The organism is Clostridium sp. 001 (assembly GCF_019056555.1).
GTDB classification, from domain to species: domain Bacteria; phylum Bacillota; class Clostridia; order Clostridiales; family Clostridiaceae; genus Clostridium_B; species Clostridium_B ragsdalei.
In genome coordinates this window covers 2,998,121-3,023,304 of sequence record NZ_CP020473.1, presented here as the reverse complement: position 1 = coordinate 3,023,304, position 25,184 = coordinate 2,998,121, and the positions used below count along the sequence as shown (strand labels likewise).

Annotated in this window: 27 protein-coding genes and 1 riboswitch; of the genes, 5 read left to right on the top strand and 22 right to left on the bottom strand. The window is 31.2% G+C overall.

Translation table 11 applies throughout. The features are described from left to right. Nucleotides 1-11: 11 nt before the first annotated feature. Both proB and lepB read right to left on the bottom strand, forming a co-directional pair. The gene (gene proB, locus B5S50_RS14090; protein ID WP_065077111.1) at nt 12-812 is read right to left on the bottom strand and encodes a glutamate 5-kinase; all 801 of its coding nucleotides are present in this window, start codon (nt 810-812) and stop codon (nt 12-14) included. A gap of 320 nt (nt 813-1,132) precedes the next feature. Next, on the bottom strand, nt 1,133-1,663 hold the full coding sequence (gene lepB, locus B5S50_RS14085) for a signal peptidase I (RefSeq protein WP_065077110.1): 531 nt from the start codon (nt 1,661-1,663) through the stop codon (nt 1,133-1,135). Between the two features lie 158 nt (nt 1,664-1,821). Between lepB and B5S50_RS14080 the strand changes: the two genes are divergently transcribed. Further along, entirely contained in the window at nt 1,822-3,486 is a 1,665-nt protein-coding gene (locus B5S50_RS14080) for a metallophosphoesterase family protein (RefSeq protein ID WP_217302161.1), read from the top strand. A 331-nt stretch (nt 3,487-3,817) separates the two neighbouring features. On the opposite strand, the gene B5S50_RS14075 is transcribed toward B5S50_RS14080, so the two are convergent. Together B5S50_RS14075 and B5S50_RS14070 are read right to left on the bottom strand one after the other, a co-directional pair. Beyond that, complete coding sequence (locus B5S50_RS14075; protein ID WP_242872084.1) at nt 3,818-4,489, bottom strand: HlyD family secretion protein; 672 nt, start codon at nt 4,487-4,489, stop codon at nt 3,818-3,820. A gap of 19 nt (nt 4,490-4,508) precedes the next feature. Continuing rightward, on the bottom strand, nt 4,509-5,303 hold the full coding sequence (locus tag B5S50_RS14070; RefSeq protein WP_065077108.1) for an efflux RND transporter periplasmic adaptor subunit: 795 nt from the start codon (nt 5,301-5,303) through the stop codon (nt 4,509-4,511). A 293-nt stretch (nt 5,304-5,596) separates the two neighbouring features. Between B5S50_RS14070 and B5S50_RS14065 the strand changes: the two genes are divergently transcribed. After that, nucleotides 5,597-6,139 (top strand): macro domain-containing protein, encoded by a 543-nt coding sequence (locus B5S50_RS14065; protein ID WP_217302160.1) that lies wholly within the window; start codon nt 5,597-5,599, stop codon nt 6,137-6,139. On the opposite strand, the gene B5S50_RS14060 is transcribed toward B5S50_RS14065, so the two are convergent. Further along, entirely contained in the window at nt 6,128-6,688 is a 561-nt protein-coding gene (locus tag B5S50_RS14060; protein ID WP_065077139.1) for a VanZ family protein, read from the bottom strand. The genes B5S50_RS14065 and B5S50_RS14060 overlap by 12 nt on opposite strands. A gap of 203 nt (nt 6,689-6,891) precedes the next feature. Between B5S50_RS14060 and B5S50_RS14055 the strand changes: the two genes are divergently transcribed. Next, nucleotides 6,892-7,989, top strand: coding sequence for an Ldh family oxidoreductase (locus tag B5S50_RS14055; protein WP_217302159.1), 1,098 nt, complete (start codon nt 6,892-6,894; stop codon nt 7,987-7,989). Nucleotides 7,990-8,019: 30 nt separating this feature from the next. Continuing rightward, nucleotides 8,020-9,402: an FAD-binding oxidoreductase gene (locus B5S50_RS14050; protein ID WP_065077105.1), complete on the top strand. Its 1,383-nt coding sequence runs from the start codon at nt 8,020-8,022 to the stop codon at nt 9,400-9,402. Between the two features lie 22 nt (nt 9,403-9,424). On the opposite strand, the gene B5S50_RS14045 is transcribed toward B5S50_RS14050, so the two are convergent. The 5 genes from B5S50_RS14045 to B5S50_RS14025 all read right to left on the bottom strand — a co-directional run bounded on the left by B5S50_RS14045 (nt 9,425) and on the right by B5S50_RS14025 (nt 14,262). Then, nucleotides 9,425-9,826 carry a potassium channel family protein gene (locus B5S50_RS14045; protein ID WP_217302158.1) on the bottom strand — a complete coding sequence of 134 codons (402 nt, stop codon included), beginning with the start codon at nt 9,824-9,826 and terminating at the stop codon, nt 9,425-9,427. A gap of 113 nt (nt 9,827-9,939) precedes the next feature. Further along, complete coding sequence (locus tag B5S50_RS14040) at nt 9,940-10,338, bottom strand: ion transporter (protein ID WP_217302157.1); 399 nt, start codon at nt 10,336-10,338, stop codon at nt 9,940-9,942. Between the two features lie 40 nt (nt 10,339-10,378). Further along, nucleotides 10,379-11,431 carry a glycoside hydrolase family 130 protein gene (locus B5S50_RS14035; protein WP_065077103.1) on the bottom strand — a complete coding sequence of 351 codons (1,053 nt, stop codon included), beginning with the start codon at nt 11,429-11,431 and terminating at the stop codon, nt 10,379-10,381. An 8-nt stretch (nt 11,432-11,439) separates the two neighbouring features. Beyond that, entirely contained in the window at nt 11,440-12,390 is a 951-nt protein-coding gene (locus tag B5S50_RS14030) for a DUF1861 family protein (RefSeq protein WP_065077102.1), read from the bottom strand. Nucleotides 12,391-12,744: 354 nt separating this feature from the next. Then, on the bottom strand, nt 12,745-14,262 hold the full coding sequence (locus B5S50_RS14025) for an Ig-like domain-containing protein (protein WP_217302156.1): 1,518 nt from the start codon (nt 14,260-14,262) through the stop codon (nt 12,745-12,747). 295 nt (nt 14,263-14,557) lie between these two features. On the opposite strand from B5S50_RS14025, the gene ytaF reads away from it, so the two are divergent. Continuing rightward, the gene (gene ytaF, locus B5S50_RS14020) at nt 14,558-15,181 is read left to right on the top strand and encodes a sporulation membrane protein YtaF (RefSeq protein WP_065077100.1); all 624 of its coding nucleotides are present in this window, start codon (nt 14,558-14,560) and stop codon (nt 15,179-15,181) included. On the opposite strand, the gene B5S50_RS14015 is transcribed toward ytaF, so the two are convergent. The 12 genes from B5S50_RS14015 to B5S50_RS13960 all read right to left on the bottom strand — a co-directional run bounded on the left by B5S50_RS14015 (nt 15,170) and on the right by B5S50_RS13960 (nt 25,140). Beyond that, nucleotides 15,170-16,000, bottom strand: coding sequence for a heme ABC transporter ATP-binding protein (locus tag B5S50_RS14015; protein WP_065077099.1), 831 nt, complete (start codon nt 15,998-16,000; stop codon nt 15,170-15,172). The genes ytaF and B5S50_RS14015 overlap by 12 nt on opposite strands. Continuing rightward, nucleotides 16,000-17,049 carry an iron ABC transporter permease gene (locus B5S50_RS14010; protein WP_065077098.1) on the bottom strand — a complete coding sequence of 350 codons (1,050 nt, stop codon included), beginning with the start codon at nt 17,047-17,049 and terminating at the stop codon, nt 16,000-16,002. The genes B5S50_RS14015 and B5S50_RS14010 overlap by 1 nt, the downstream gene beginning before the upstream one ends. 25 nt (nt 17,050-17,074) lie before the next feature. Then, complete coding sequence (locus B5S50_RS14005; RefSeq protein ID WP_065077097.1) at nt 17,075-18,022, bottom strand: ABC transporter substrate-binding protein; 948 nt, start codon at nt 18,020-18,022, stop codon at nt 17,075-17,077. 227 nt (nt 18,023-18,249) lie between these two features. Continuing rightward, nucleotides 18,250-18,429, bottom strand: a riboswitch (cobalamin riboswitch). An 82-nt stretch (nt 18,430-18,511) separates the two neighbouring features. Continuing rightward, entirely contained in the window at nt 18,512-19,294 is a 783-nt protein-coding gene (locus B5S50_RS14000; RefSeq protein ID WP_217302155.1) for a YARHG domain-containing protein, read from the bottom strand. Nucleotides 19,295-19,307: 13 nt separating this feature from the next. Then, nucleotides 19,308-20,363: a hypothetical protein gene (locus B5S50_RS13995; RefSeq protein ID WP_217302154.1), complete on the bottom strand. Its 1,056-nt coding sequence runs from the start codon at nt 20,361-20,363 to the stop codon at nt 19,308-19,310. A gap of 2 nt (nt 20,364-20,365) precedes the next feature. Further along, the gene (locus tag B5S50_RS13990; RefSeq protein ID WP_065077094.1) at nt 20,366-21,640 is read right to left on the bottom strand and encodes a GTPase domain-containing protein; all 1,275 of its coding nucleotides are present in this window, start codon (nt 21,638-21,640) and stop codon (nt 20,366-20,368) included. Nucleotides 21,641-21,695: 55 nt separating this feature from the next. Then, nucleotides 21,696-22,406 carry a GDSL-type esterase/lipase family protein gene (locus B5S50_RS13985; protein WP_254306600.1) on the bottom strand — a complete coding sequence of 237 codons (711 nt, stop codon included), beginning with the start codon at nt 22,404-22,406 and terminating at the stop codon, nt 21,696-21,698. A gap of 90 nt (nt 22,407-22,496) precedes the next feature. Continuing rightward, nucleotides 22,497-22,745: a hypothetical protein gene (locus B5S50_RS13980; protein ID WP_065077093.1), complete on the bottom strand. Its 249-nt coding sequence runs from the start codon at nt 22,743-22,745 to the stop codon at nt 22,497-22,499. Between the two features lie 52 nt (nt 22,746-22,797). Further along, a complete protein-coding gene (locus B5S50_RS13975; RefSeq protein WP_154104929.1) occupies nt 22,798-22,965 on the bottom strand; it encodes a hypothetical protein in 168 nt (55 codons plus the stop codon). Nucleotides 22,966-23,083: 118 nt separating this feature from the next. After that, nucleotides 23,084-23,482, bottom strand: a complete 399-nt coding sequence (locus tag B5S50_RS13970; RefSeq protein ID WP_217302153.1) for an NUDIX hydrolase — start codon at nt 23,480-23,482, stop codon at nt 23,084-23,086. Further along, nucleotides 23,466-24,131 carry an epoxyqueuosine reductase gene (locus B5S50_RS13965; RefSeq protein ID WP_065077091.1) on the bottom strand — a complete coding sequence of 222 codons (666 nt, stop codon included), beginning with the start codon at nt 24,129-24,131 and terminating at the stop codon, nt 23,466-23,468. Before B5S50_RS13965 ends, B5S50_RS13970 begins: the two co-directional genes overlap by 17 nt. Nucleotides 24,132-24,492: 361 nt before the next feature. Next, entirely contained in the window at nt 24,493-25,140 is a 648-nt protein-coding gene (locus B5S50_RS13960) for a hypothetical protein (protein WP_217302152.1), read from the bottom strand. Nucleotides 25,141-25,184 lie beyond the last annotated feature (44 nt).

Sequence of the window (25,184 nt, the reverse complement as noted above, 5' to 3'; positions counted from 1 at the left end):
TAAGCCTCCTTTTATTTTTCTGCTTCAAATAAAGTTCCAACTTCTTTATTCGAAACTATATCTTCTATGACAGCATCTTGGGATCCATTTGCTATTATCATAGATATTCCCGATGACACTGCTATTTTTGCAGCCCTAATTTTAGTATACATACCACCTGTTCCAACACTACTGTGAGACCCCTTACTGCAATCTTCAATTTCCTTAGTTATTTTAGGAACACAGCTTATTAATTTAGCATCTTTATTCGATTGGGGGTCAGAACTATAAAGCCCATCAATATCTGAGAGCAAGATGAGGATATCTGCATGAATGGTCTTTGCAATCAAAGCTGAAAGAGTATCGTTATCACCAAATTTTATTTCCTCTACTGCAACTGCATCATTTTCATTAACTATGGGTATTACTCCACGTTTTAAAAGTGCTGTGAAGGTATTTTGGGCATTAGTATAATTGTCCACAATATCCAAATCATTTTTTGTAAGTAAAATCTGAGCAACTATTTTACCATGTTCTGAAAATATCTTTTCATATGTATTCAAAAGTATTCCCTGCCCAATAGCCGCAGCAGCTTGCTTTTCACATATGTCTTTTGGCTTTGTTTTAAGTCCTAATTTCAAAAAGCCAACACCAATAGCCCCAGAGGTTACTAAAACTACACTTTTACCTTGATTTTGCAAATAACAAATTTGCCTTACTATTTCCTCTATTCTATATAAATCCAAAGATCCATCTTCGGTTATAAGAGTAGAAGTACCTACCTTAACTACAACTTTTTTAGCATCTTTTAAATATTTTTCTCTAATGTTCATTTTTTACTCCCCACAAACAATTTAACTTTTATATACTCAACCTTCATAAGTTAAGAATTAATAATGAAAAATTAATAGTAAAGGATGCTTTTTAGCTATCGCAAAAAATCTTTTAATTTATACAAATATGTTTCGCTTTAGCGAAACGAGCTATCAAAAATTTAATCAAAGATTTTTTGCAGTGTAACAGAAAAAAATCCACATTAACTATTAATTCTTCATTCTTAACTATTAATTAAAAATGTTGCTTCGCATTATTCCTAAACTGCAAAAGTTAAGTTATATGTTTACCAATTTGCATTTCAATTTACGCATATTTTTTAAAATGCCTTAATATTATTAAAAGGGTATACTCTCAAAACAACATGCCCTCTTATATCTTTCAAATTTATTGGTCCAAGTATTCTGCTGTCAGTACTATTTCCCCTATTGTCTCCAAGTACAAAAACATATCCTTTAGGGATTACATATTGTGTAATAAGAGAATTGGGTTCAGTAATAGTTCCTTTAGGAAGATAATCTTCTGAAAGAAGTTGTCCATTTAAATATACCTTTCCATCTTTTATTTCAACTTTATCTCCAGCTATTCCTATAACTCTTTTTATGTAATCATCATTATTTTCGTCTTTAGAATAAAAAGTAACAATTTCTCCTCTACTTATATGACCGGTTTCAGTGCTCACTTTTTCCAAGAACACAGAATCCTTATCGTGAAATGTAGGCTGCATAGAAGGTCCTATCACAGTTGTTCTTGCAAAAACATATGTTCTAAATGTCAATGCAAATACAACTGCTAATATAACATAAAATATATACCCGCCTACATTCCTTAAAACTCCCTTATGTTCCATTTATCATACTCTCCTTTAATATTACAAAAATTATAATTAACATTTATTATAGCATAATATAAATTAACATACAGTTAACTTTATATAATATCAATTTAATTTCGAAAATATATAATAAGATTGTCAAATGGAAAATTAAGTTAAGGGGGGGGGATATTATGAATAAAAAATACTTATCAATGATAATAGCTGCACTTATTGCTGCTACATCAACAATAGCTCCAATATACCCAGTTCATGCGGCTTACGATAGTACAACTATTAATACTAATTTAAATTCTACTGTAAAACCTGATCACATTACTTTAACCTGGACTAAGGGCCCTAAAACTACACAGACAATCACCTGGAGAACTAGTACAAATGTAACTAAAGGATTAGTTCAATATAAAAACTTGACTACTGGAGAAATAAAAACCTTCAATGCTGCTAAACAAAATTTTTCCACATCAAGCACTGATATAAATACTGGATATATGAATCTATTTTCAGCTACTTTAGAAAATCTTACTCCAGGAACTAAGTATAGTTACAAAGTAGGAGATGGCCAAAATTGGAGCACTGAAAATACATTTAAAACAGAATCAAACAAAGAAGATGAGGTTAAGTTTATTGTTTTTGGAGATTCTCAAAGTGGAAATGCTGATGTTCCAAATTATGCTCCCTGGAACAAGACAGTTCAAAGTGCCTATTCTAAAAATAAAGATGCAGATTTCATGATAAATATGGGGGACTTAGTTGAAAAGGGTCAGGATTATAGACACTGGAATAACTGGTTTGATGCAGCTAAAGGTGTTATTGACAATTTGCCTGAAATGCCCGTTCAAGGCAATCACGAAACCTACAACGCAGTTGGTTGGGATTCGACTAAACCTAAATATTTTACAAATCAATTTAAAGTTCCGATGAACGGTCCCGATGGTTTCAAAGGGCAAGTATATTCTTACGATTACGGAAATGTTCATTTCGTTATGTTAGATAGCCAAGAAGATGAAGAATCTCCAAATAATGATGAATTTTTAAAAAAGCAGGCATCCTGGCTTGATGCAGATTTAACTGCAAATAAAAAGCCTTGGACAATAGTTTTCTTCCATAAGACTCCATACTACAATAAGGCTTCAAGAGCAAATGTAACTTTAAAAAATATAATAACACCTGTATTAGAAAAACACCACGTAGATGTGGTTCTAAATGGACATGATCATGCAATGTCAAGAACTTTCCCTATTAATAATGGCAAATACTATAACGATTATTCTAAGGGAACAGTATATTATGTAACTGGTAGAAGTGGAGCTAAATATTATTCAGATTTATCATCTAAAGTTTGGGATGCATTCTTCTTTGATCCACAAGATATGCCTTGCTATGAAGTAGCAGATGTGAAAGAAAATGTACTTGCGATAAATGCTTATAAACAAGATGGTACCTTAGTAGATTTCTTTGTAATAGATAAAGATCATCCTCAAAACAGTACAAAAGTAGTTCTTCCAACTGCATACAATGTAGATATGAATAATAAAGAACTAGCAGCCATAGGTGCTGATCCAAGACTAGTTATATATGGAACGCCAATTGCATTTGGAAGTAATCAAGCTGAAATCATAAAAGGTAAAGCTTATGTAAATCCAAATTATATAGCTATGTACTTAGGTGGAAGCTATGATTCGTCTTTAATGAAATTGACTATAGATAAGCAAACTTATAGTTTTAATTCCAAAGATCTTTCTCCTAGTAAAAATGTGAGCTTAGATGCTTTAATTAGAGCAGGTTTTAATTGCAGCTATAATACCCAATTTAACATGATTATGATAGATAAGTAGTTAAATTACTAACTTTTAGATTTTCTGTGACAGCAGAAAATCATCCTTAATTGTGAATTATGTATTATAGAATTTCTAACTAAAAAATAAACTTATGCGTAGAAATATTTTACAATAAGCAAGTACATTTAAATATTTTGTATATAAGTCTTAGCATAAAATTTATGAAAAAACTTAGGACTTTTGAATTGTCTGAGGAACGAGTTTTCAAAAGTCCTTACGTTTTTGCAAATTTTCTGCTTAGACTTATCAAAATATTTAATCGTACTTGTGGTTGTAAAAATATTCGGAGCATAAGTTTATTTTCGTTTAGAATTCCATAAATTGTTTTCTATTTTACACGGATCTTGACACTTGCATTAGTTCCTAAAACTAATCCCTTAGTCTTATTGAACTGAATTTTAACGGGTACTTTTTGGTTTACTTTTTCAAACTTACCATTTTTATCTTTAGAAGATTGATTTAAACCATTTTGTGATACTAATCCAATGGATTTTACTTTTCCATTAAACTTTTTGCCATTAAATTCATCCAACTTAATGGTAACAGCTTGACCAACTTTTATATTTTGAATTTCTTTTTCATCTATATTTGCAGTTACATAAACATTATCTTCATCTGCTACAGTAGCTATAGTTTGACCAGCTAATTTAAATTCTCCCTGAGTACTCTGCTTTTTAACAACTATACCACTTATAGGAGCTCTCACTAAAGATGAATCTATACTTGAATCCGGGGTATTTGTAACTTCTTGTCTGGCCAATATCTCATCTTTATTAACTTCATCGCCCTCATTTATATCAAACTCTAGTAATTTACCTTGAATTTGAGTATTTACATTAACTGAATCTGCACCCACTACTGCATCATTTGTTGAAATATAATAAGTATTCTCATACCAAAAATAAGATATTATACCGCACAATATTACTGCAATTCCTACTAATATTCCAATAGCTGCTATTTTATATTTCTTAATCATACTAACTATTTTATTAACCATGCTGTATCCCCCCTTTTCACTACTCTAATCCTATTTCCGCAAACATACCTGGTTTCAAAGATGGATTTTTACCATTTATAGTAACCTTTACTAGAACATCTGAACTTTGCGGCTCTACCTTAGAATTTATGACAGTTACTTTTCCTTGAAAATCCTGATCTGGAAGGTCAGGTACCCTAATAATTACATTTTGACCAACGGTAATCTTATTTAAAATGTAAGATGGCGCATATGCATTTACATATAATTTATCAGAATTAACTATTGAGATAAGCGGTTTACCTGGATAAGCCATATCTCCAACATTTACATTTTTAGCACTAACTGTTCCTGAAATAGGTGATGTAATAGTAGCATTATTAAGCGAATTTTGAGCAGCTTTTAATGCAGACTGTGCCTGATTTACCTGACTTTGATAAGTACTTATATTGGATGATGCAGAACTACCTGTTAGGCTTGTACTATTATACGCACTACTTTGTGCACTAGTTAAACTTGAATTTGCAGCATTTAATGCATTCTGTGCTTGATCAACTTGATTCTGAAGATCTTGGGTATCCAATTTTATAACAACTTGTCCATCTGTTACTTTTGTCCCTATGTCTACAGATACTTCTGAAACCCTTGCCGAAATGTTTGAAGTTATTTGAGTATCTTCATTTGTTGTAATCTTTCCTCCCATTATAAACGAACCCTTATCATTCTGTTCATTAGAATTTGTAATTGTCTTTGTAGGAGCTGAATTTTTATTATAACTACAGCCACCTAAAAACACTCCCATAACTACTAAACAAACTAAAATAATTTTTTTCATTTCCATCCTCCTCTTATGTAGGCACTGTAAAATAACTTTTTAACATTTTTATTATAAGCTTAATGTTGTTTAAAATAAAGAACTTTAGTCTAAAACTTCAAAATAAATTAAGTAAGCATTTCCTCCAATATCCAGAAAATCTTCAACTTCATTTATACTAAGGTTTCTAAGCAAAAAATCAACTTATACCAAATCATATAATGATTATTCCAGCTATAAGATATATAATTATATAAACAAAACTATACAATTTCATAGTACTACTTAAAAAATTTCTGAAAGGGGATTAGTATATGATTAAAATAGGTAATAGCGCAATTGAAATCAAAAAAGGAGATCTAACAAAAGAACACAGTGATGCCATTGTAAATCCTGCAAACAGCAGATTACAACATGGAGGCGGCGCAGCTCTAGCCATAGTCTCTGCTGGTGGATTTGAAATACAAAATGATAGTAATAAACTTATATCAATAATTGGAAGTGTTCCCGTTGGAAAGGCAGTCATAACATATGGACATAAGCTACCTGCCAAATTTGTTATACACACTGTAGGTCCCGTAATGGGTGAGGGCAATGAAAATGATAAGCTTAAAAAAGCTGTAACAAGTGTGCTCAATCTGGCAGAGTGCTATAATTTACATTCTATATCCATGCCAGCCATAAGTTCTGGTATATTCGGCTTTCCAAAAGATAAGTGTGCAGAAATACTTCTTGAAACCACTATAAAGTTTTTAAAAAATAAAGATACGAGTTTAAATAAAGTTGTAATGTGCAATTTCGACGAAAAAACCTATAACATTTTCCTTGAAAAATCAAAAAAATATCTACTTAAATAAAATTAGGCTTCCTTTTTGTCTTAATTTTATTTTATGAACCAAATAATAACTCAAGTAGAAAATAAAAATTCCAATTAAGCTTCCCAAAAAATCTATGAGTACGTCACTTACAAGGGAACTTCTGCCAGGCACAAACATTTGATGAAATTCATCTGTAACAGCATAAAAAAGACATACAAACATTATGTATATTAAAGCTTTTGCACCTTTTACATTAAATTCAAATAACACTCCACTAACTAAAATAGCAAGTATAAAGTATTCGAATGCATGGGCATTTTTCCTTATAATTAAATTCAGCTTTTCTTCTCTATTTTCTGTAGGATTCATATATACACTTTTAACTTGATCTTTTTGAGTTTTAATTTGAACATTGCTATTTACATTTTTGCTTACAATTTTGTTTTCCTTGATTTGTCTGTACTCTTTTCTTAAATTGTCCAATATATTATAACTTCTTTCGTTAGATATATTGCCATTATTTGATGAGTTATAAAATATAAATCCCATCCAAAGAATACATAAAATAATCAAAATTATCTTTTTAATACTTGTCACCTTCTTTGTCTTAATGCAATTATTATACCTCAAATTTAGGTAACAAGCACCTTCTATTTTACACTTAAATGAGGTATAATTTGCTATAATAAAACTATTATATATAAAGCATTTTCAAAGAAATAACCGTCGCATCTTTGACTTGTTATTTTCTTTCAAATGCATAAAGTAAATTTGCTGAATGGAGGAATAATATGTCATACACCAAGGTTAAGTATGAAGATATAAAAAAGTTGTGTAATTTGGTTTTTGAGAAATTTGGATTCAACCAGGAAGATAGTAAAACCATAACTAGCGTTTTGCTTTTATCAGATCTATATGGAATTGAATCACATGGTATCCAAAGGCTAGTCAAATACTACAGTGAAATAAAAAGTGGCCTTATAAATATCAATTCTAAAATGAAAATAGTAAAGGAAACACCTGTATCTGCAACAATAGATGGCATGGGAGGTATGGGACAACTAATTGGTAAAAAAGCCATGAATCTGGCAATTAAAAAAGCTAAAACTTCAGGAATGGGTATGGTAGTAGTTAGAAATTCAAATCACTATGGTATTGCAGGCTACTATGCCAAAATGGCTGAGGAGGAAGGACTTCTTGGAATTTCAATGACCAATTCTCCAGCTGTAATGGTACCAACCTTTGGAAAAGATGCTATGCTTGGTACAAATCCTATTGCCATATCTTTTCCAGCTAAACCCTACCCATTTTTAATGGATATGGCTACTAGCGTAGTTACCAGAGGAAAAATTGAAGTTTATAACAAAAGGCATGAATCTCTTCCACTTGGTCTCGCTTTAAATAGTGACGGTGAAGATACTACAGATCCCCTAGATGTACTTCTTAATGTACGAAAAAATTCTGGAGGAGGCCTGCTTCCTCTTGGAGGATCAAAAGAATCAACTGGAGGACATAAAGGTTATGGATTTGCACTTGCAGTTGAAATGTTTACAGCAATTTTGTCTGGAGGATTTACTGCAAATAAAGTTAGCTTAGATAGAGAAAATGGATCTGGAACATGTCATTATTTCTTTGCAGTGGATTATGGTATATTTGGGGATAAACAATCCATTGAAGAGAACTTTTCCAGTTACCTAAATGAACTTAGAAATTCAAAAAAAGCAAAAGGCGCCACAAGAATATATACTCATGGTGAGAAAGAAGTAGAATCCTATAAGGATAAAATGGAAAATGGAATTCCAGTAAATGAGACTACTCTTAAAGAAATATACGACATATGTGACTACTTTAATATAAAAGCTAGTGATTATGTAACTAAAGTAATATAATTGTAAATTATTAAAAAGGGGGCAATATTTTTGAATTCAGAAATAATTGAAAATCTAAAAAAGATTACCGGTGCAGACTGGGTTACAAATGACCTATCACAGATGCAAAGTTACTTACAGGATGAAACAGAAGCTTTAATTCGTGTTGAATCCTCAAAAGATTGTGTAGTAGTTAAACCCGGTTCACCAGAAGAAATATCCAAAATACTAACATATGCAAATGAAATCATGATACCTGTAATTGCTAGGGGCGGTGGTACAGGTGTATGTGGTGCGGCAGTTCCCATAAAACCAAGTATAATCTTATCTCTGGAGAGATTAAATAAGATCGTGGAATTTGATAAAAAGAATCTAATGATTACAGTGGAATCTGGCGTAACTTTAGCAAATTTACTTGAAGAATTAAATAAACAGGATAAATTATTCTTCCCAATACATCCCGGTGATGAGGGAGCACAAATTGGAGGAATGGTAGCCGTAAATGCAGGCGGTACAAAGGCTGTAAAACATGGAATTATGAGAAATCATGTTAAAGCTTTAGAAGTAGTTCTTCCTACAGGAGAAATAGTCACTTTAGGTGGAAAACTAATAAAAAACAACATGGGTTATGATTTGCTTCAAATGATGATTGGCAGCGAAGGAACTCTTGGTGTGATCACAAAAGTAACTTTAAAATTATATGCAAGAAATAAATACACAGGTACACTCATAGTTTCCTTTGATTCACGAAGAGATGCCTGTGACTGCGTTCCTAAAATACTTCAAGAAGGAATTACACCTTTAGCTATTGAATACATGGACAGACCTATTTCAGAAAAAGCTGCAGAACACCTTGGAACTAAATGGCCTGCAACCAAAGGCTCTGTGGATTTAATGCTCATGCTAGACGCTAAAACTGAAGATGAACTTTATGATACTAGTGAACAAATTGTAGGAATATGTGAAGAACATAATGCAGTAGACAGCATTATAGCTGAAACTTCAAAGGATCAGAAGGAAATTTTAGCTATAAGGAGCAATGCCTATACTCCTTTTAAAGACCATGTAGCTGACGGACTTGACATGGCAGTTCCACCATCCGCAGTGCCTGATTTCTTTGATGATATATCGGCTTTATCTGAAAAATACCATACTGAAATCCCAGCAGTTGGCCATATAGGCGATGGGAATATTCATAATTTCATACTAAGTGACAATGGTAAATTGCCTTCTTACTATGAAGAGTTTAAACAGGAAATGTACAAAATTGCATTGAAATATGGTGGAACAATAACTGCAGAACATGGAACTGGAAAAACCAGAAAAGAATATATGCCTCTTCAATTTACCAAAAGAGAAATTCAAATTATGGAAGGCATTAAGAAAGCATTTGATCCTAATGGAATTTTAAATCCAGGTACTATAGTAGATTAAAAATAGGGGGACAGTATTCCCCCTATTTATTTTTCAAGCCTATCAATGTTTTGCAGATGTTGTTTACATCTTCATTAGACAAACTATCAAAGTCATCTAACTCTTCCTTAATGGTATCCAAAACCTTGTATTTAAAATTTTTACGTACTTTTTTAGCCTTTCTATCTATAAAATATGCAGAAATGGTACTTGTAAGCGTTCCTATAAATCCTATACCTGTAAGCATTAAAATGGACGCTATTATCCTTCCTGCTGTAGTGGAAGGAGAAATATCACCGTATCCCACTGTAGTTGTAGTTACAAAACTCAGCCAAATTGAGTCTCCCAGTGTCCTGCCTTCTGCAAAATGCATTCCCACTCCACCTATAAGTATAGTGGCTGCGGTAAGCTGAAGTATATAATTAAATTTATTAGTTTTTATCAATGAATCTTACTTAGTGGGAGTTTGCTCCCACTAAGTTTAGATGAATTATCTAGGGGCGTAGCTACTGTTATCTCCCACTTTGATAGAAGTGGGAGTGTTACAGTAGGTAGCCATCAGATAAATTCATTTAAACATTTTTGAAACTTAAAGAAGAATGCCAGAGCCCGTAAAGATCTTAAAAAATTTATTAATTTTAAAGTTTTAAATAGTTTTGTACTTTCAACTATCCTTAAACTTTGAAATATCATATTAAATGGTATTATGGCAATTAAGTCTATAATATTTTTCTTTATGAAAGTCTTTTTATTGTCTGAAATTATAAGTCGTGTAAAATAGTCGACTACAAAAATCATCCATATTATATTATCTATTTTGTGAGCTGTATCCAGATCTCTAGCTGTAAGATTTCCTGCATCTTCAAATATAAGTATAATTATAATACTTAAAGACAGTATTCCTATAAAAACATTGTAAACTAATTTTAAGCTTTTTTTAGAAATTCTATGAATCATAACTTTCCCCCGGATAAGTTTCTCTTCTGTAAAAATATTTCTAATCTAGTGTATTCAAAATGTCCTTTATTTTTACCACCGCAAGTCCAATAGAATTATCACATATTCCATAATATATATATAATTCATCTCCACGCAAAACAACACCACAAGGGAAAATAACATCTGAAAAGAAACCCGATTTTTCATAATTTTCTTGAGGCTTAAGAATGGGATCTTTACTTCGTCCGACAACTTTTTCTGGGCAATTTGTATCAAGTAAAAGTGCTCCCATAGAATAATGTTCCATATCATCTACCCCATGGTATAATTCAAGCCATCCTTCATCTGTTTTTATAGGCGGTACCCCTGCTCCTATTTTTGCAGAATCCCAGGAGTTTTCTCTAGTGCATGCCACTATTTTGTGATTTCCCCAGTTGATCAAGTTATCCGATTCAGATATCCATATTACAGGATTGCCGGTACTCTTTGATACCGGCCTATTTAATGCAAAATACTTTTCACCTATTTTTTCTGGAAAAATCACTGCGTCTTTATTTTCAGTATTAAAAATATTACCTAATTTTTTATAACTTTTAAAATCATTAGTTACAGCTAACTCCACTACAATACCATACTTGGATACTGCGCTATAAGTCATATAATAATTATCGTCTATTTTAGTTATTCTTGGATCTTCAACTCCAAAACTTTCATATTTGTTTTCCGGGAAAATAAAAGGAACCTCGTCTATTTCAAAATTTACACCATCGCAGCTTCTTGCAATTCTTATATGTGACATAGAAGTAAGATAGTCAAAATCAACATTGCTACCTACTTTTTTTATAACTCTTGAATCACTAAAATCATAGTTTTCATCTTTTTTATTTATTGTCAGCAATTTAATTTTATTATTCTGATCTAAAAGGGGGATTCTCATATAACCTTCCATTTCCTGCTTAACTCTTTCAGCTATTCTCAAAGCTAAAACCACTTCTCCATTACACTCTGCTGCTCCTGGATTAAATACCCCTACAACCTGAAAATCTTTACTGGAGGGAGTTACCTCACTGCAGGTTATAATTGGATTACCTTTATATCTTCTTATATCCATTTTTCCTCCTATAAATTATCGAAGTATAATTCCGGATTTTTATTCATATAATCATAAAATGGATTATCTATTTCGAGTGTTTGTGCTTCAATGTCACTTATTCCTGCATATAAAATGGCCTTCTTGCCTTTAAATGTGAGTCCTCCACTAAATACTACATCATAAAGTGTTTCATTTTTACTAGGTCCTGGCAAAAAATCATTTCTACTTGCAATTATCTGTACATCTTTATATGCCATAGAATTTATATCAAGTACAAAAGTCATGGAATAATAGTGCTTCATTCCCTTCTCGTCTACTTTTGCTATATGCCCTAAAAGTCCTATATTATTTTGATCAATAGGATATATGCTATTGATTCCCCCCCATTCATCATCATTAAAAAAGTCATTTAAAATAGGGGCGTCTTCAATAACTCCCATACTCAAATCATTTAATCTTTTAATCTTTGCAAAGCCTATCTTTCCTCTTCCACCTTTAGCTCCTTGAGGGCGAGTTAATACACCTATGGTACCATCTTTTAGCTCAGTTATGCGTAAATCTTTCATTCCTTCAGGTCCTACAAAAAAAAGCTTAAGATGAAAAATGTCCTTACCTTTATATATCATAGTTCTCCATATAAGATTATTAGGATCATTTATATCATTAAACACTTCAACTCCACCTACTACCATTTCATTACCTATTTTTGTAAAAAATGGATCTTCCAAATTCATAATAGGTGATTCTATTATATGACACCACGCATCTTCATATTTTTCAAAAAAAAGAACCATGGAATCGTTGCTTCTCTTTGATTCAACTCTACCAGCTATTACTGTTCTACCATTGCTTAAAAAGGGAGCTGTTATATTATAGACATCCTTGTTAAATATTCCTACAAATTTAACTCTCTTGGCTATCTTTTTTGCTTTTTTATTATCATACTCCTTCAATAATTTATCGCAAGTAACAAGCATATTTTCACCTTCTTAGTTTTAATTAACCTAATTATATTATAATTCTTATTTTTTTAATTTTCTATATTTTTACCAAAATAAAACCAGAAAGCATAATTTCACTTCCTGGCTTCATAGAGTTTCTAAACGAAAAATCAAATTATACTCCGGATATTTTACTGTTAATTGATAAAAACATAATTAAAAATTAAGAGTTAATAATTAATAGTTATGGATGATTTTCTTCCGTTAGCACTTCAGAAAATCTAAACTATAACACCATTGAAGCTTTGCTTCAATGAGCTTTAAATTTAAGATTTTTCGCTGCTCTGCGAAAAAAATCTTCATTCACTATTCACTATTCATTTTTAATTATTAATTATTAAATTTGCTTCCCATATCATTTATATATTGAACAAAAGTTTGTCCAATATCATCCAGGGACCAAAGACCTGTAGCTTTATAACCATATTTACTATACGCAGTATAATCTTCATAATTTATGCTGTAAGTTTGTATTATAGGATACAATGGCTTGTCCAATCCGTAAGCTTTATAATCTGCAGCCATTTGATCCAAACATCTATTTACAGACCACTGCATTTCTCCCCAATAACACTGAGGTGCTGAAAAATCACAGTATTTGTTAAAAACTGAATAAGCTATATTCTGGTGATAGCTGGCTATTGGAAAAGATGTATACCCAATTATTGCATTAGGACACTGGCTTCTTATAAGCTCACATATTTCCTCTGTCTGCTCGGTTTTATTTTCTACAGCATCTTCTGCATCAAATACGTAGTAATCACTGTTATTTAATGCTTCTATAATTAAATTACCCTCACCTTGAACATCATCAAAATGATTGTAACCCCATGTTCCTACTTTAAATCCTGCCTCTTTGAAATATCCAACATACTTTAAAAAATCATCTCTGAAATTGGTGCCTCCACCTGAAGGCTTGGAACCCTCATTGTATTTAATACACACGTTATTTATTCCCATAGATTTTAATTTTGCTATTAAATTATCTATGCCTCCATAAGCATCCACTTGATTTTGAAGTTCCCATATCCACATAGAAGTAGAAGCTATACTATCCACATTTTTAGTGGAAGGGTTTATAGTTAAGGACAAATCAACCTCTTTACTATATCCTTTTACCTGTCCTTGATAAACATAATTTCCCGGTGAAGCTAAGGTATTTACTTTTTTATTCCATTCAACTCCTATCTGCACTTTTCCTCCATCAGACATAACTGCAGTTACCTCATCAGGCAGCTTATAACTATCACCTTGATTTATTGACACACTGATATTATCTATATTCTCTATTTTTGCCCCAGTTTTAAAATTCATGGTAAGAGCAGTTTTTAAAACTTTATTATATCTACCCATTAAGTTATTATCAATTTTCAATATATAATAACTTTCAGGATCATAATCTGAAACTGTAGATACAGTCATATAACTATCGTAATTGCTTAAAGATATATTTATAGGCACTTCTGCATTAGTTTTTTTGTTTATAATTTTTACATTTTCTTTGGCTGAAGACAAATCTATAGGTTGGTTAAAGTGAATTATCCAGCTTTTATCCACAGGAACGTTGTCCACATTATCCGCATTTGCTGGCAAAAGATTACCGCTGCTTTCACTTACTGGAGAACTAGAATTACTTTCTGATATGTATTTAGATTCCTCTTGTGATGCTAAAATTTTAGATGTGTCTTGCAATGTTTGAGATTTTGAATTGTCTTTAGTCGATACTACTTGAGTTTGGGATTGAGTTGTATTAGAAATATCACTCGCTAGTACAATGTTACACGGATTTAGCTGATACATTACAACAATTGATGCAAACATTAAAAGATTTTTTAAATTTTTAATCAATTTTTTCTCTCCTTTCAGATAAGCAAAAAAAATTTTCTATTTTTTGCAAATTTCTATTGACTTTTAATATACCAGTATATTACCATATTATCTCCTCAAAATCAACAATAGGTGGACAATGTATATTACACCACTTATTCCATATGATCTTTATAAATACATAATTTTCAAGGGAAAAATCAATGAATCTTACTTATTGGGAGTATTAGAGCAGGTAGTCATCAGATAAATAGTGGTAGCATTGTATTTTGTTATGAATATACTATAGGAGTAACCATACTATAGGAGGAACATAATGCACTTATTACCTTCATTTTTATTTGCCTTATCCGCAAATATAGACAGTTTCACTGTAGGAATATCCTATGGTATTAAAAAAATGAAAATTAGTCCATTAAGTACTATTCTAATAGCCCTAATTGCTACTGCAGGAACATTTCTATCTATGGTTCTAGGTAAATTTCTAATTAAGTTTATGTCTGAAAATATAGCCAATATCATTGGCAGCGGTTTTTTGATAGTAATGGGCATATGGTTTATAATTGACGCTGTTATAAAAGAGCACTGTAATGAAAACGAAAAACTGTGTAATGCTGAAAATAATCTTTTACCCTATAAAAATCTTTTGGACAATCCAGAAATAGTTGACGCTGATAATTCAGGCTATATAGATGTTAAAGAATCTATATTTCTAGCCTTCGCCCTCACAATAAATAATGTTGGAGTAGGTATAGGCGCAAGTATAACCGGTATCAATATATTACTTGCAACTATATTTACCTTCATTCTCAGTACAACAGGCCTAGTTGCAGGATGTGTTATAGGCAGCAGCTGTTTGTCTAAATTTTTCGGGAAATATGCTCCTTTTGTGTCTGGCATTAGTATTATAATTTTAGGTATCTATGAACTAATCATTTAAATTTCCATTTTGCTTATTGGGATAGTCCCTTTCCTGTCCTATGGGTATTATATAGGGCTTCCCAGTAACTGGATTTTTTATTATGCATACATTTATTTTATACACCTTTTTTATGTTTTTTTCTGTGAGTACTTCCCGAGGAGCACCTTGCATCACAACTCTTCCGCTATTTACAAGTATTACATGGTCACTATACTGGGCTGCAAAATTTAAATCATGAAGTACCATTATAACTGTTATCTTTTTGCTGAGTGATTTAACATTATCCAAAATTTCAATCTGATGGTATATGTCAAGATTAGATATGGGTTCATCCAGCAGTATAATATCTGTATCTTGTGTAAGCGCCCTTGCTATTAAAACTCTCTGCTTTTCTCCACCGCTAAGCTGATTTATATACTTGTCATGGAATTTCCAAGTATTAGTCATTTCCATAGCATGTTTGGCAATCACATAGTCATTTTCTGATTCACTTTGAAGTTTCGAAAAATAAGGAGCTCTTCCCATCAAAACTATATCTTGTACGGAAAAATCCATATTCAAATCACTGTTTTGGGGAACTACCGCAAGTTTTCTTGCCAGTGCCTTATTTTTTAAATCAAGTATATCCTTATCTTTTATAAAAACCGTGCTCTTATAAGGCTTTAAAGTTTTAGCAATATTTTTGAGTAAAGTAGTTTTACCGGAACCATTAGGCCCTATAATCGAATAAAATTTATTTTTTTTAAAATCTATGTTTATATCATGAAGTATATCAACTTCATCAAAACTGTAATTTAAATTTTTAACTTCAACTGCACACAAATTTGAATTATTCATTATATCACTCTCTTTTTAGATTTTATTAAAAGATAAATAAAATATGGAGACCCAAATAAAGCAGTTACAGCGCCCACAGGTATTTCAGAAGGAGCAGCTATAGTTCTTGCCACCGTATCGCAAATAATCATAAACACAGCTCCAATTATCAATGAGAAAGGCAAGAGCACCCTATGGTCAGGTCCAAATACCATACGCACTGCATGAGGAATTATCAGTCCTACAAATCCTATTACACCACTTATAGACACACAGGCTGCAACAATTATTGAAGAAACAGCAAGTACTATTTTTTTTACATTTTCAACTTCTATGCCCAAACTTTTAGCAGTATCATCCCCTGTAAGCATTATATTTAAATCTCTTGAAAATAAAAGTATTATAATTATACCCAGGAATATGAAAGGTATTAGCATCAATATTTGATTATAGGTTGCTGCAGAAACACTTCCCATTGTCCAAAAAACAATTTTTTCAACCTGCTGTCTGTTGAATACCATTATTATAGATATTATTGAAGATAAAAGGAAGCTCACAGAAACACCTGCCAGAAGCAGTGTAGTTGGTGGTATCTTGTTTTTTACCCTGGCTATGTTATAAACCAAAACAGTAGTTGCAATAGACCCTACAAAAGCCATCATAGTAATGGCTGTAGACCCTAGAAGCAAAGTATCCAGCTGCAGCATAAATCCAATTGCAGCTCCAAGAGCAGCCCCTGAAGATACTCCAAGTACGTAAGGATCTGCCATTGGATTTTTAAATATTGCCTGAAAGGATGCACCTACTACTGATAATCCCATTCCAACTAATGCTGAAGTTACTATTCTTGGTAAACGTATCTGTAATATTATGAGCATGTGATTTTGTGACATACTTGCTGTAGAAACTAAATTTCCCACAATAGGTATTTTACTTAGTATCACATATAGTGTTTCCTTGAAGGATATGTCTGCAGAACCAAGCATAGCTGATATTACTGCCGAAAAAAATAATATTACTATGCAAATGCAAAAAAACAACTTAAAATGCTTTTTCCGGGAAAATTTCATAAGCACATTCCTCTCTTATATATACTTAAAATGCTTCAGGATGAATTATCTTTGCCAGGGATTCTAATCCATCTGCAAGTCTAGGTCCCTGTCTGCTTATAATATCTTCATCCATTTCAAAAAGTTTATTTTTCTTTACAGCATCTAAATCTTTATAGCCCTTTGTAGACTTAATTCCATTTTTGCTATTAAATTTATTGGAACATATAAGTATATCAGGATTTTTTTCAACAAGCTTTTCAAGGCTGTAATTCCAACCTGTAACATCAGAAGCAGCATTTTTGCCTCCTGACATTTCAATCATCTTGCCTATAAAAGTGTCTTTTCCCGCAGTAAAATCACCACTTGTACCATAGCTTACTACATAATATACTGTAGGGGTGCTCTTTCCTTTTACCTTTTCCTGTACAACTTTAACCTTTTCTTTCATATTTGAAACTATACTATATGCCTTTTTATTAGCATTCAATACTTTTCCTACATTTTCTATATTGTTATAAGTATTCTCAAAGCTTTCATTTTTTGAAATAGTTAAAACCTTTATATTAAGCTGCTGCAGCTTTTTTAAAATATCCGGTTTAGTTAAATTAGTAGCTATTACCACATCCGGTTTAAGCTGAACAATTTTTTCAAGACTTGGGTCAGTTATAGTACCCACAGATGGTATTTTAGAAGCTTCTGTAGGATAAGTGCAAAAGTCAGTTCTACCTACCAAAAGATTTTGTTTGTTTAATGCATAAATTGTTTCTGTAACATTAGGCGATAAAGATATCACCTTTTTAGGCTCACTTTGAATTGTAATTTCCGTATTAGTTGAATCTTTTAATTTTAAAGGATAAGTGGTATTTTTAACAGATTCACTTTTGCTGCTGTCTATATTAGAATTGCTTGTATTAGATGCTCCGCATCCTGCTAAAAACACCGTAATCGTAATCATAATTAGTAAAACAAATTTTTTGCTACTCTTAAACATTAGTTACTCCCTCCAATTAATTAAATAAACAGAGTTCTTAGTATCAGATGGAGTTTTAACTCCACCTGATGCTTAGAAATCGTTATCCAGAGACGTAGCTGCTCTTTTACTCCCACTTGGAAAAGTGGGTGTATTAGAGCAGGTAGTCATCGGATAAACGAAAAAAACTATTACCCATAGATAACAGTTTTTAAGTAAATTATTTTACTTTAAAGCCTATCCACGTAAGCTATCCGTAAATTTTAGGCAGGTCTCCTGGCTTTGATTCATTGTATATTTACGCCTTCCCTGTTCCCAAGTGGCAAATTCATAAATATACTCCTCATTACAGTGGCGGGACCGCATAAGTTCTTCACTTATTTCCCTTTTAAACTTAACAATCAAGTACCTAAAATTCAATATTAAATTATAGAATAAGTATATCATTTCTCCTATTTTATATCAAATTCTACTTTTTATACCCCAGGCATTTTCAAAGAAATAACCAGCCTATTTTTTATAATAATCTGCATCATATCCAGGTGATACATATTTTCCACGGCCTTCTGCTGTTAATATGACCTTTACATTATGTCTCTCAAGAGCAGAAAGTTCCTTGCCATCATTGGTATACTTAGGATTAGGCTTATACCAGGACCTACTTGCAAAATAACTCTTATATGGTTCTGTAGGGAATGTATAGCCATGCCTTGCAAATATTTCATTTCTAGCAAGTGCCAGCTGCTTTTTACTCATACCTTTCAGGTCATTACTAGTAAGTGCCCTTGTATTGCTGTAAGGTATCACGTATTCTCCTGAATTATTATCTGAATCATTTTCATCATTATTATTTAAATCAGAAGAAACGTTTTGCTTGGATTCCACATTTGAAACATTTTTGCTGGGACCTTTACTTATAAGTGAGGATACCATCTTAAAGGCAACAACAAATACAATTATAGTTAAAATAGTTATACCTATCATTTTGAAATTAAATGGCCGTTTATCCTTAATTGGAGTATCATCTAATTCCTTGGTAAATTCCTCTTTATCTTTTCTATCTATCCTCTTTTGTCCATGAGATGAACTAAAATCAAAAGTATCGCTGTCTTTTAAACTATCCTCATGCTTTTTATCTTCTTTTTTATAGTTATTATTTTCTTTTCCATAGTATTTTGTATCGTCATTTTTATCCTCTTCTCTTTCATGTCCCTTTTCCTGCTTTGCACCACAGTATACACAAAACTTATCATTTTCATTAAGCTCTGTACCACATTCTCTACATTTAGCCATCTACTTGTCACCTCTAATCTTTATTTGAAAATAACTTCTTTAAAAAATACACTAGATTATGTTTATGTTCAACTTGTTCATTTTCCTTCATACATATAGGACTTTCTTTAACTTCTTCATTTTGAGAAGATGGGCATAAAATATTATCATACATATCAATGGTAAATTTTTCTCTAGAACAATCATTATCTGCCTGAATAAAAAATTCATTTAAAACCCGTTCATTTTCTATATTATTCATAACAAAGTCTATAAAAATATGATGTCTTTCATCAATTCCTTCAAGATAGAAATTATTATCTGCCATATCAAAAACATATCCTGCTTTTACATCTTGAGTAAGCCTTTTTATGCTTCCTTCAAGGAGAAATTCAATATTTATAAACTCCTTTATTTCAGGCTGCTTCACATAAGTTGTAAAACCAACCTTTCTCCTTACTGCAAAAGGAAGTGCCCTATACAAATATTTTAGTATTCCTTTTATAACTTTATCCATATTTTTATTATAAGAAACCACAATATATATCTTTTTATTAAAAGCAGCTGCATCAAAACAAGCTTTTACCATATTTATAAATATATTTTTATCTATGGAAGCAACTAAAAACAAGTCTTCTATAGAGTTAAAAACATCATAAGTTCTATCAACTTTCACTTCTCTCAAACTTTCTATGGAAGTTCCCTTATCCATATCATAATTTTCTACAAATCCTGAGGCGTATATTATTTTTTCAGGATTTTCTATGTATAACTTTCTTTCGTTCTCAGGTATTATATAGCAGTGAGTAAAATACCTATTCCTTTTTAAGGTATAGTCCTTCCCTGCAAAAGCTGACTGTCCTATTATAATTTCTCCATCTCCAGCATTTGCATAAAAAAGTGCCTTAGGATATTTACTTAAATCTTTTTCTCCGGCTAAAAATGCAGGAGCAGCATAAAAGCATAAACTGTGAATAGTGTCTTTTATGAATTCATCCTCAAGTTCGCTGCTTTTTGCAATAGTATCATAACCTGGAGTACTGCTAAATATTCCTCTTTTTTCCCTAGTATAATACTGCTGCTCTATCATATCTATTCCCTGCCCCCATCCAGATAATTCATTTTATAAAGCAGCCACAAAAAAGGCTCATCCACTCTAATAGGATTTATACTGCTGCTTCTATCTATTTCAAGATGATTGGAATTAGAACCCAGAGAAGATACTGCAAAATAACCTGCAGTTTTAAAACAAGCATCCACTGCACCTTTAAATGGGGCATCAGCTTTCAATAAAAATTTTCTAACTTCACCATCAATATTTTCAAATTCATTTAAATTAAAAAATCCTTCATGATTGTAATTTTTAAATATATTACTGTTCTCTCCTATATATTCTTCATCCTTTAAATTCTTAAGCATATCACTTTTAGTAACCACTACTGCCGTAGGTATATGCGTTTTTTCTTTAGATTCCTTGGATATAAAATTTTCAAACAAATACACTATTATATCCTTTGGTTCCTGATACTTTTCCGTAAAGTCACCTTTTTCCCTATTTACAATGCTTAACTTTTTCCTCAAAGTCCTCATTTGAAGTGGATCTACAAGAAATATTATTCCATCTGAATTCTTTATATGTTCTGCATGATTTTCCATATAGGTCTTATCTGTCATACCCTCACCTGGTATATCATAAAAAATAAGAGTCAAAGGTGGAATTTTATCCTCTTTAAATTTCAAATTTTCTATTAAAGGTTCTACATGCTGTTTGGGAGTAGGATCGAGCATTAAATTTTTCTCGAAAATTCTCTCTTGATTTTCTCTTATCTCATCATTATACCCGGAGTTTCCTGCAATAAGAGAGGCCCCTATTCTTTCACAAGTATACTTTTCAAGAACATAAAGAAGAGTTGTCATATATACGGACTTCCCTACTTGAGAAGCTCCTATAACGGATATAATTTTAGAAGGTCCTCTTCCTGAAGTTATAGGCAAATCATTGTGACAGTAAGGACATAATCTTTCATCTGTACTTGCATCGTATTTATCTTTAATTTCAACTAGTACTTTGTCCACTCTCGTCTTATTTCTTTCAGGAAGTGCCTGAGCCTTAACAATGGGATTCATTGGCCCTAATGTTCCTTTTCCTATCTTTTTATAGTATCTATTAAGAAGCTCATCCTCTACCTTTTCATATTCAGGATCTCCCTTTTCCGAGTGGGAAGCCCTAAATACTACATGATCTGATTTAAACTTTTTAAAGCAAAAAGGACATGTTATCATAAAAGGACCTCTTTCATAAGTTGCCTTCTCATAAGTATTTCTAGGTTCACTATTACCACTCCTGAAAAATTTAAAGATTTCCATAATCTCACTCCTCCATATTAAATCTTCTAAGTTGAAAATAAACACATAGTGCTTGCTATAAATATTTCTTCATATTTTCAAGAATAACTGAATATGCATTTGGCCACATATGTATACCTTCTATTGAAAATTCTTCTTTCAAGTTTCCTTCTTCATCCATTAATCCATCATTTACATTAATAAATTTGTAATTATGTTTTTTAGCTAATTTTTCAACATCTTCATTTGCTTCTAGAATAATAGCATTTGTACGTGTCTTAAATCTACTTTTTTTAAATTCTTCATCTACTCCAGGAAAGTCAGCTTTTGCATTCAATGGATAATAAGCCATTAAATACACTTCGCAATGGGGGAGCTTTTCACTTATTTGAGTTAAAATCTTATCATAGTTCCCAATTAAATTTTCCTTCTTATAATCTGGTGTATTCATATCATTTGTTCCTATATTAATAAATATTTTTGATGGTTCCAATTCAAAAATACATTCGTTCATAGAAGCTAATAATTCTGTTGTTACGAAACCTGCAATTCCACGATTATAGATAATACAATCTTTCTCTAAAGTTTGCTGCATCTCATTAATTGGGAAAAATTCCATTAATGAAGAGCCAACAAATAAAATTTGCCCTTTCTTAACAGATTGATTAAGTATCTTATAACTTTTTAATTTGTTTCTCTTTTGCCCCTGTATATAATTATATAATATAGCCTGACGTACACCCTTCATATCTTGTTTCCTTAGTATTTCCATAGTTTTTTCATCCATCACTTTAATACCCCTATTTCATTGATTATTTTAACTATACTTTATTGTTTATACCATCTTTAAACAAATTACTAAATTAAATTATAGACTTTATAAGAAAAATGAAATTTTAATTACAACACCAAAGATAAATATGCTGCATAAAATTAATAGTATCCCATCTGATTTTTTACCCTGCTTATAAAAGTGCAAACCATTAAAAATTTGAAAAACACCTAAACAAGTAAGCATATACGGCATTACTATTCTACTATCAATGTTGCCAATAAATATGCTTATGGCTAATATAATTATTAATATTCCAAGTATAAACCTAACTATTGAAAAATTTCTTTTCAAAGTCCTCCCCCTTTTGATATTTATATTTGGTTCGATTTGAATTCAAATATTGCTAATTATCAAATAGTTTCGGGTATAAGTACAATAGACATCCATCTACTATTCCAAGTATAATATAATTAATTAGATTACTTTTTAGTTTGATAACCTCAAATCCTATAAAAAATGTTAAGAAAATAATTACGAAATTTATTAATGCAAATAATTTATTCTTTTTCATATTTTACCACCTATCATCCATTAGTAGTTGAGAATCTAATATTGACTATTTATATATGTAATTGTAAGTAAAATTTTACTTAAAACCTACAAAGCTTTTGAAAAAAGCAGACTATTACCTAATTGATGTTTATTGGACTATTGGGTATATTTCCAGAAATAATTTCTAAAAAAAGATTGCCAATTTGCGGCGTGAAAAATTCTTCGTTCGATGATACTATCTCATCTACGCTCCACCATTTATAACCCTTTAGAGTTCTTACCTCATTGGGTGTCATGCTTTTAAAGGATATATCTGTATTCTCTGATTTAATAAGATAATACCTCTCATAACTAACAAAATCTCCTTTTTTGCCATTAAAGACTACTTCTCTTGTCCATATCCAAGATCCTATTGAATAGAATACCAAGCCTGTTTCTTCAAATAATTCTCTTCTTAATGCTTGTTCAAAGTTTTCGCCTTCCTCAACTCTACCACCAGGAGTCACCCATAAAACCTTCTCACTTTGATATTCCAATAGGACATGACACCATACAAAATCCACAAGAATGTTTTCTATGATGTGTTTTTATATAAAGGCTTCTTTTCTGATTACATAATTTATAGTTAATTAATTTTTCACGTTTTGTATCTATGTTCCATTTATAACCACTTAAAGCCTTATGAGGACAAGCATTAACGCATATATTACACTCTGTTGGACATTTACTCTTTGTAATTGGGCTTCCTATTGGCAAATCAAAATTAATTAGTATTGCAGATAATCTTACTCTTGGTCCATACTTTTCTGTAATCAAAACACCATTTTTACCTATCCACCCTAACCCTGCATTAACACTTGCAAATTTAAATGAGAATGGTGCAATGAGTGTTTCTTCATTTGATTGTGCAACGGGTGGTATATAATATTGAATTTTGTATTTTTTTAATACGGTGGTAATTTTTTCTAATAATAATTTAATCCTATCACTTGATTCCCGTATTAAATTTTCAAGTTTCTCTTCTTTATAACTATTTTTACTCAATAAATTCGTATGCGGAACACCAAAAACTAATGCACATTTATAATCTGATTTATATTCACTAAAGTCTATATTTGAAGTACCAAATAGAATATCAGAATTTTTCTTAAAAATCTCCAAAATATCATTGTATAAGTCGCTCATATATATTGCTCCTTTTATATAAAATATTTTTCTTCATCATATTTTACAAATGCAAACTCTCTCATAAATTGCTAATAAAAATATCTTATAGTAGTTGAGACGCTAATATTGACTATCTATATGTGATCTTAAGTAAAATTTGAACTTATACGAAGAGATATTTTACAATAATGAAGCACATTTAAATATTTTGTACATAAGTCTTAGTAAAAAATTTTTAAAAAATCTAGAACTTTTGAATTGTTTGAGGCACGAGTTTTCAAAAGTTCTCAGTATTTTTTTAAATTTTTTGCTTAGACTTATCAAAATATTTAACGAGCTGAAGGTTGTAAAAATATCCGAAGAATAAGTCAAATTTTACTTACAACCTACAAAGCTTATAACTACCACCATATTTATCAACATCCTTTATAAACACTTTTACATATTCATCTTTTTTTACTGTTATTTCTGGCATTTCATTTATGCCAACATGAATATCACAGATAAAATCAAAACTTATTCCATCCTTATTGTTCACAGGATAAGAATCTCTCTTTTTTACATAGCACAATACATCCTTATGGAGAGGAATTTCTGACTTTATAGTTATCTGCAATTTTTTATCCTTGGAAAATAAACCTTTTAGAGATTTTACTTCTTTTATATCATAATATATATCAGGTTTTCCTGTACTCACTACAATTTGGTTTTTACCGTTATTCTGCTTTACAAAAATTATATCATCATCACTTTCAACCGCTGGAAAAACATAGTACCTATACTGATTTATTTCTTTAATGGTCTCACAATACCCATTGAATTCTTTATACTCTTCCATGGTATATAATTTTGCACTTTTCAACTCTGCATCATTCAAGGAAAAATCATCTAAGTTGTCAGTTTTCATTACATACACTATATCTGTATCTTTAGGCCATTTCCATCTTATATAAAGCCTGTCTTTCTCAACTTCACAGCTAATTTCACATATTTCATTGGAGCTATCTTCAAATTCAATTATCTTCATTGCTATACCACCCAATTCTAAATATAATTAATAGTTAAGAATGA

Coding starts and splice junctions, on each gene's coding strand:
- proB (WP_065077111.1), bottom strand. CDS start 812: ATGAACATTAGAGAAAAATATTTAAAAGATGCTAAAAAAGTTGTAGTT.
- lepB (WP_065077110.1), bottom strand. CDS start 1,663: ATGGAACATAAGGGAGTTTTAAGGAATGTAGGCGGGTATATATTTTAT.
- B5S50_RS14080 (WP_217302161.1), top strand. CDS start 1,822: ATGAATAAAAAATACTTATCAATGATAATAGCTGCACTTATTGCTGCT.
- B5S50_RS14075 (WP_242872084.1), bottom strand. CDS start 4,489: ATGGTTAATAAAATAGTTAGTATGATTAAGAAATATAAAATAGCAGCT.
- B5S50_RS14070 (WP_065077108.1), bottom strand. CDS start 5,303: ATGAAAAAAATTATTTTAGTTTGTTTAGTAGTTATGGGAGTGTTTTTA.
- B5S50_RS14065 (WP_217302160.1), top strand. CDS start 5,597: ATGATTAAAATAGGTAATAGCGCAATTGAAATCAAAAAAGGAGATCTA.
- B5S50_RS14055 (WP_217302159.1), top strand. CDS start 6,892: ATGTCATACACCAAGGTTAAGTATGAAGATATAAAAAAGTTGTGTAAT.
- B5S50_RS14040 (WP_217302157.1), bottom strand. CDS start 10,338: ATGATTCATAGAATTTCTAAAAAAAGCTTAAAATTAGTTTACAATGTT.
- B5S50_RS14035 (WP_065077103.1), bottom strand. CDS start 11,431: ATGGATATAAGAAGATATAAAGGTAATCCAATTATAACCTGCAGTGAG.
- B5S50_RS14030 (WP_065077102.1), bottom strand. CDS start 12,390: ATGCTTGTTACTTGCGATAAATTATTGAAGGAGTATGATAATAAAAAA.
- ytaF (WP_065077100.1), top strand. CDS start 14,558: ATGCACTTATTACCTTCATTTTTATTTGCCTTATCCGCAAATATAGAC.
- B5S50_RS14015 (WP_065077099.1), bottom strand. CDS start 16,000: ATGAATAATTCAAATTTGTGTGCAGTTGAAGTTAAAAATTTAAATTAC.
- B5S50_RS14010 (WP_065077098.1), bottom strand. CDS start 17,049: ATGAAATTTTCCCGGAAAAAGCATTTTAAGTTGTTTTTTTGCATTTGC.
- B5S50_RS14005 (WP_065077097.1), bottom strand. CDS start 18,022: ATGTTTAAGAGTAGCAAAAAATTTGTTTTACTAATTATGATTACGATT.
- B5S50_RS14000 (WP_217302155.1), bottom strand. CDS start 19,294: ATGGCTAAATGTAGAGAATGTGGTACAGAGCTTAATGAAAATGATAAG.
- B5S50_RS13995 (WP_217302154.1), bottom strand. CDS start 20,363: ATGATAGAGCAGCAGTATTATACTAGGGAAAAAAGAGGAATATTTAGC.
- B5S50_RS13990 (WP_065077094.1), bottom strand. CDS start 21,640: ATGGAAATCTTTAAATTTTTCAGGAGTGGTAATAGTGAACCTAGAAAT.
- B5S50_RS13985 (WP_254306600.1), bottom strand. CDS start 22,406: ATGGATGAAAAAACTATGGAAATACTAAGGAAACAAGATATGAAGGGT.
- B5S50_RS13975 (WP_154104929.1), bottom strand. CDS start 22,965: ATGAAAAAGAATAAATTATTTGCATTAATAAATTTCGTAATTATTTTC.
- B5S50_RS13965 (WP_065077091.1), bottom strand. CDS start 24,131: ATGAGCGACTTATACAATGATATTTTGGAGATTTTTAAGAAAAATTCT.
- B5S50_RS13960 (WP_217302152.1), bottom strand. CDS start 25,140: ATGAAGATAATTGAATTTGAAGATAGCTCCAATGAAATATGTGAAATT.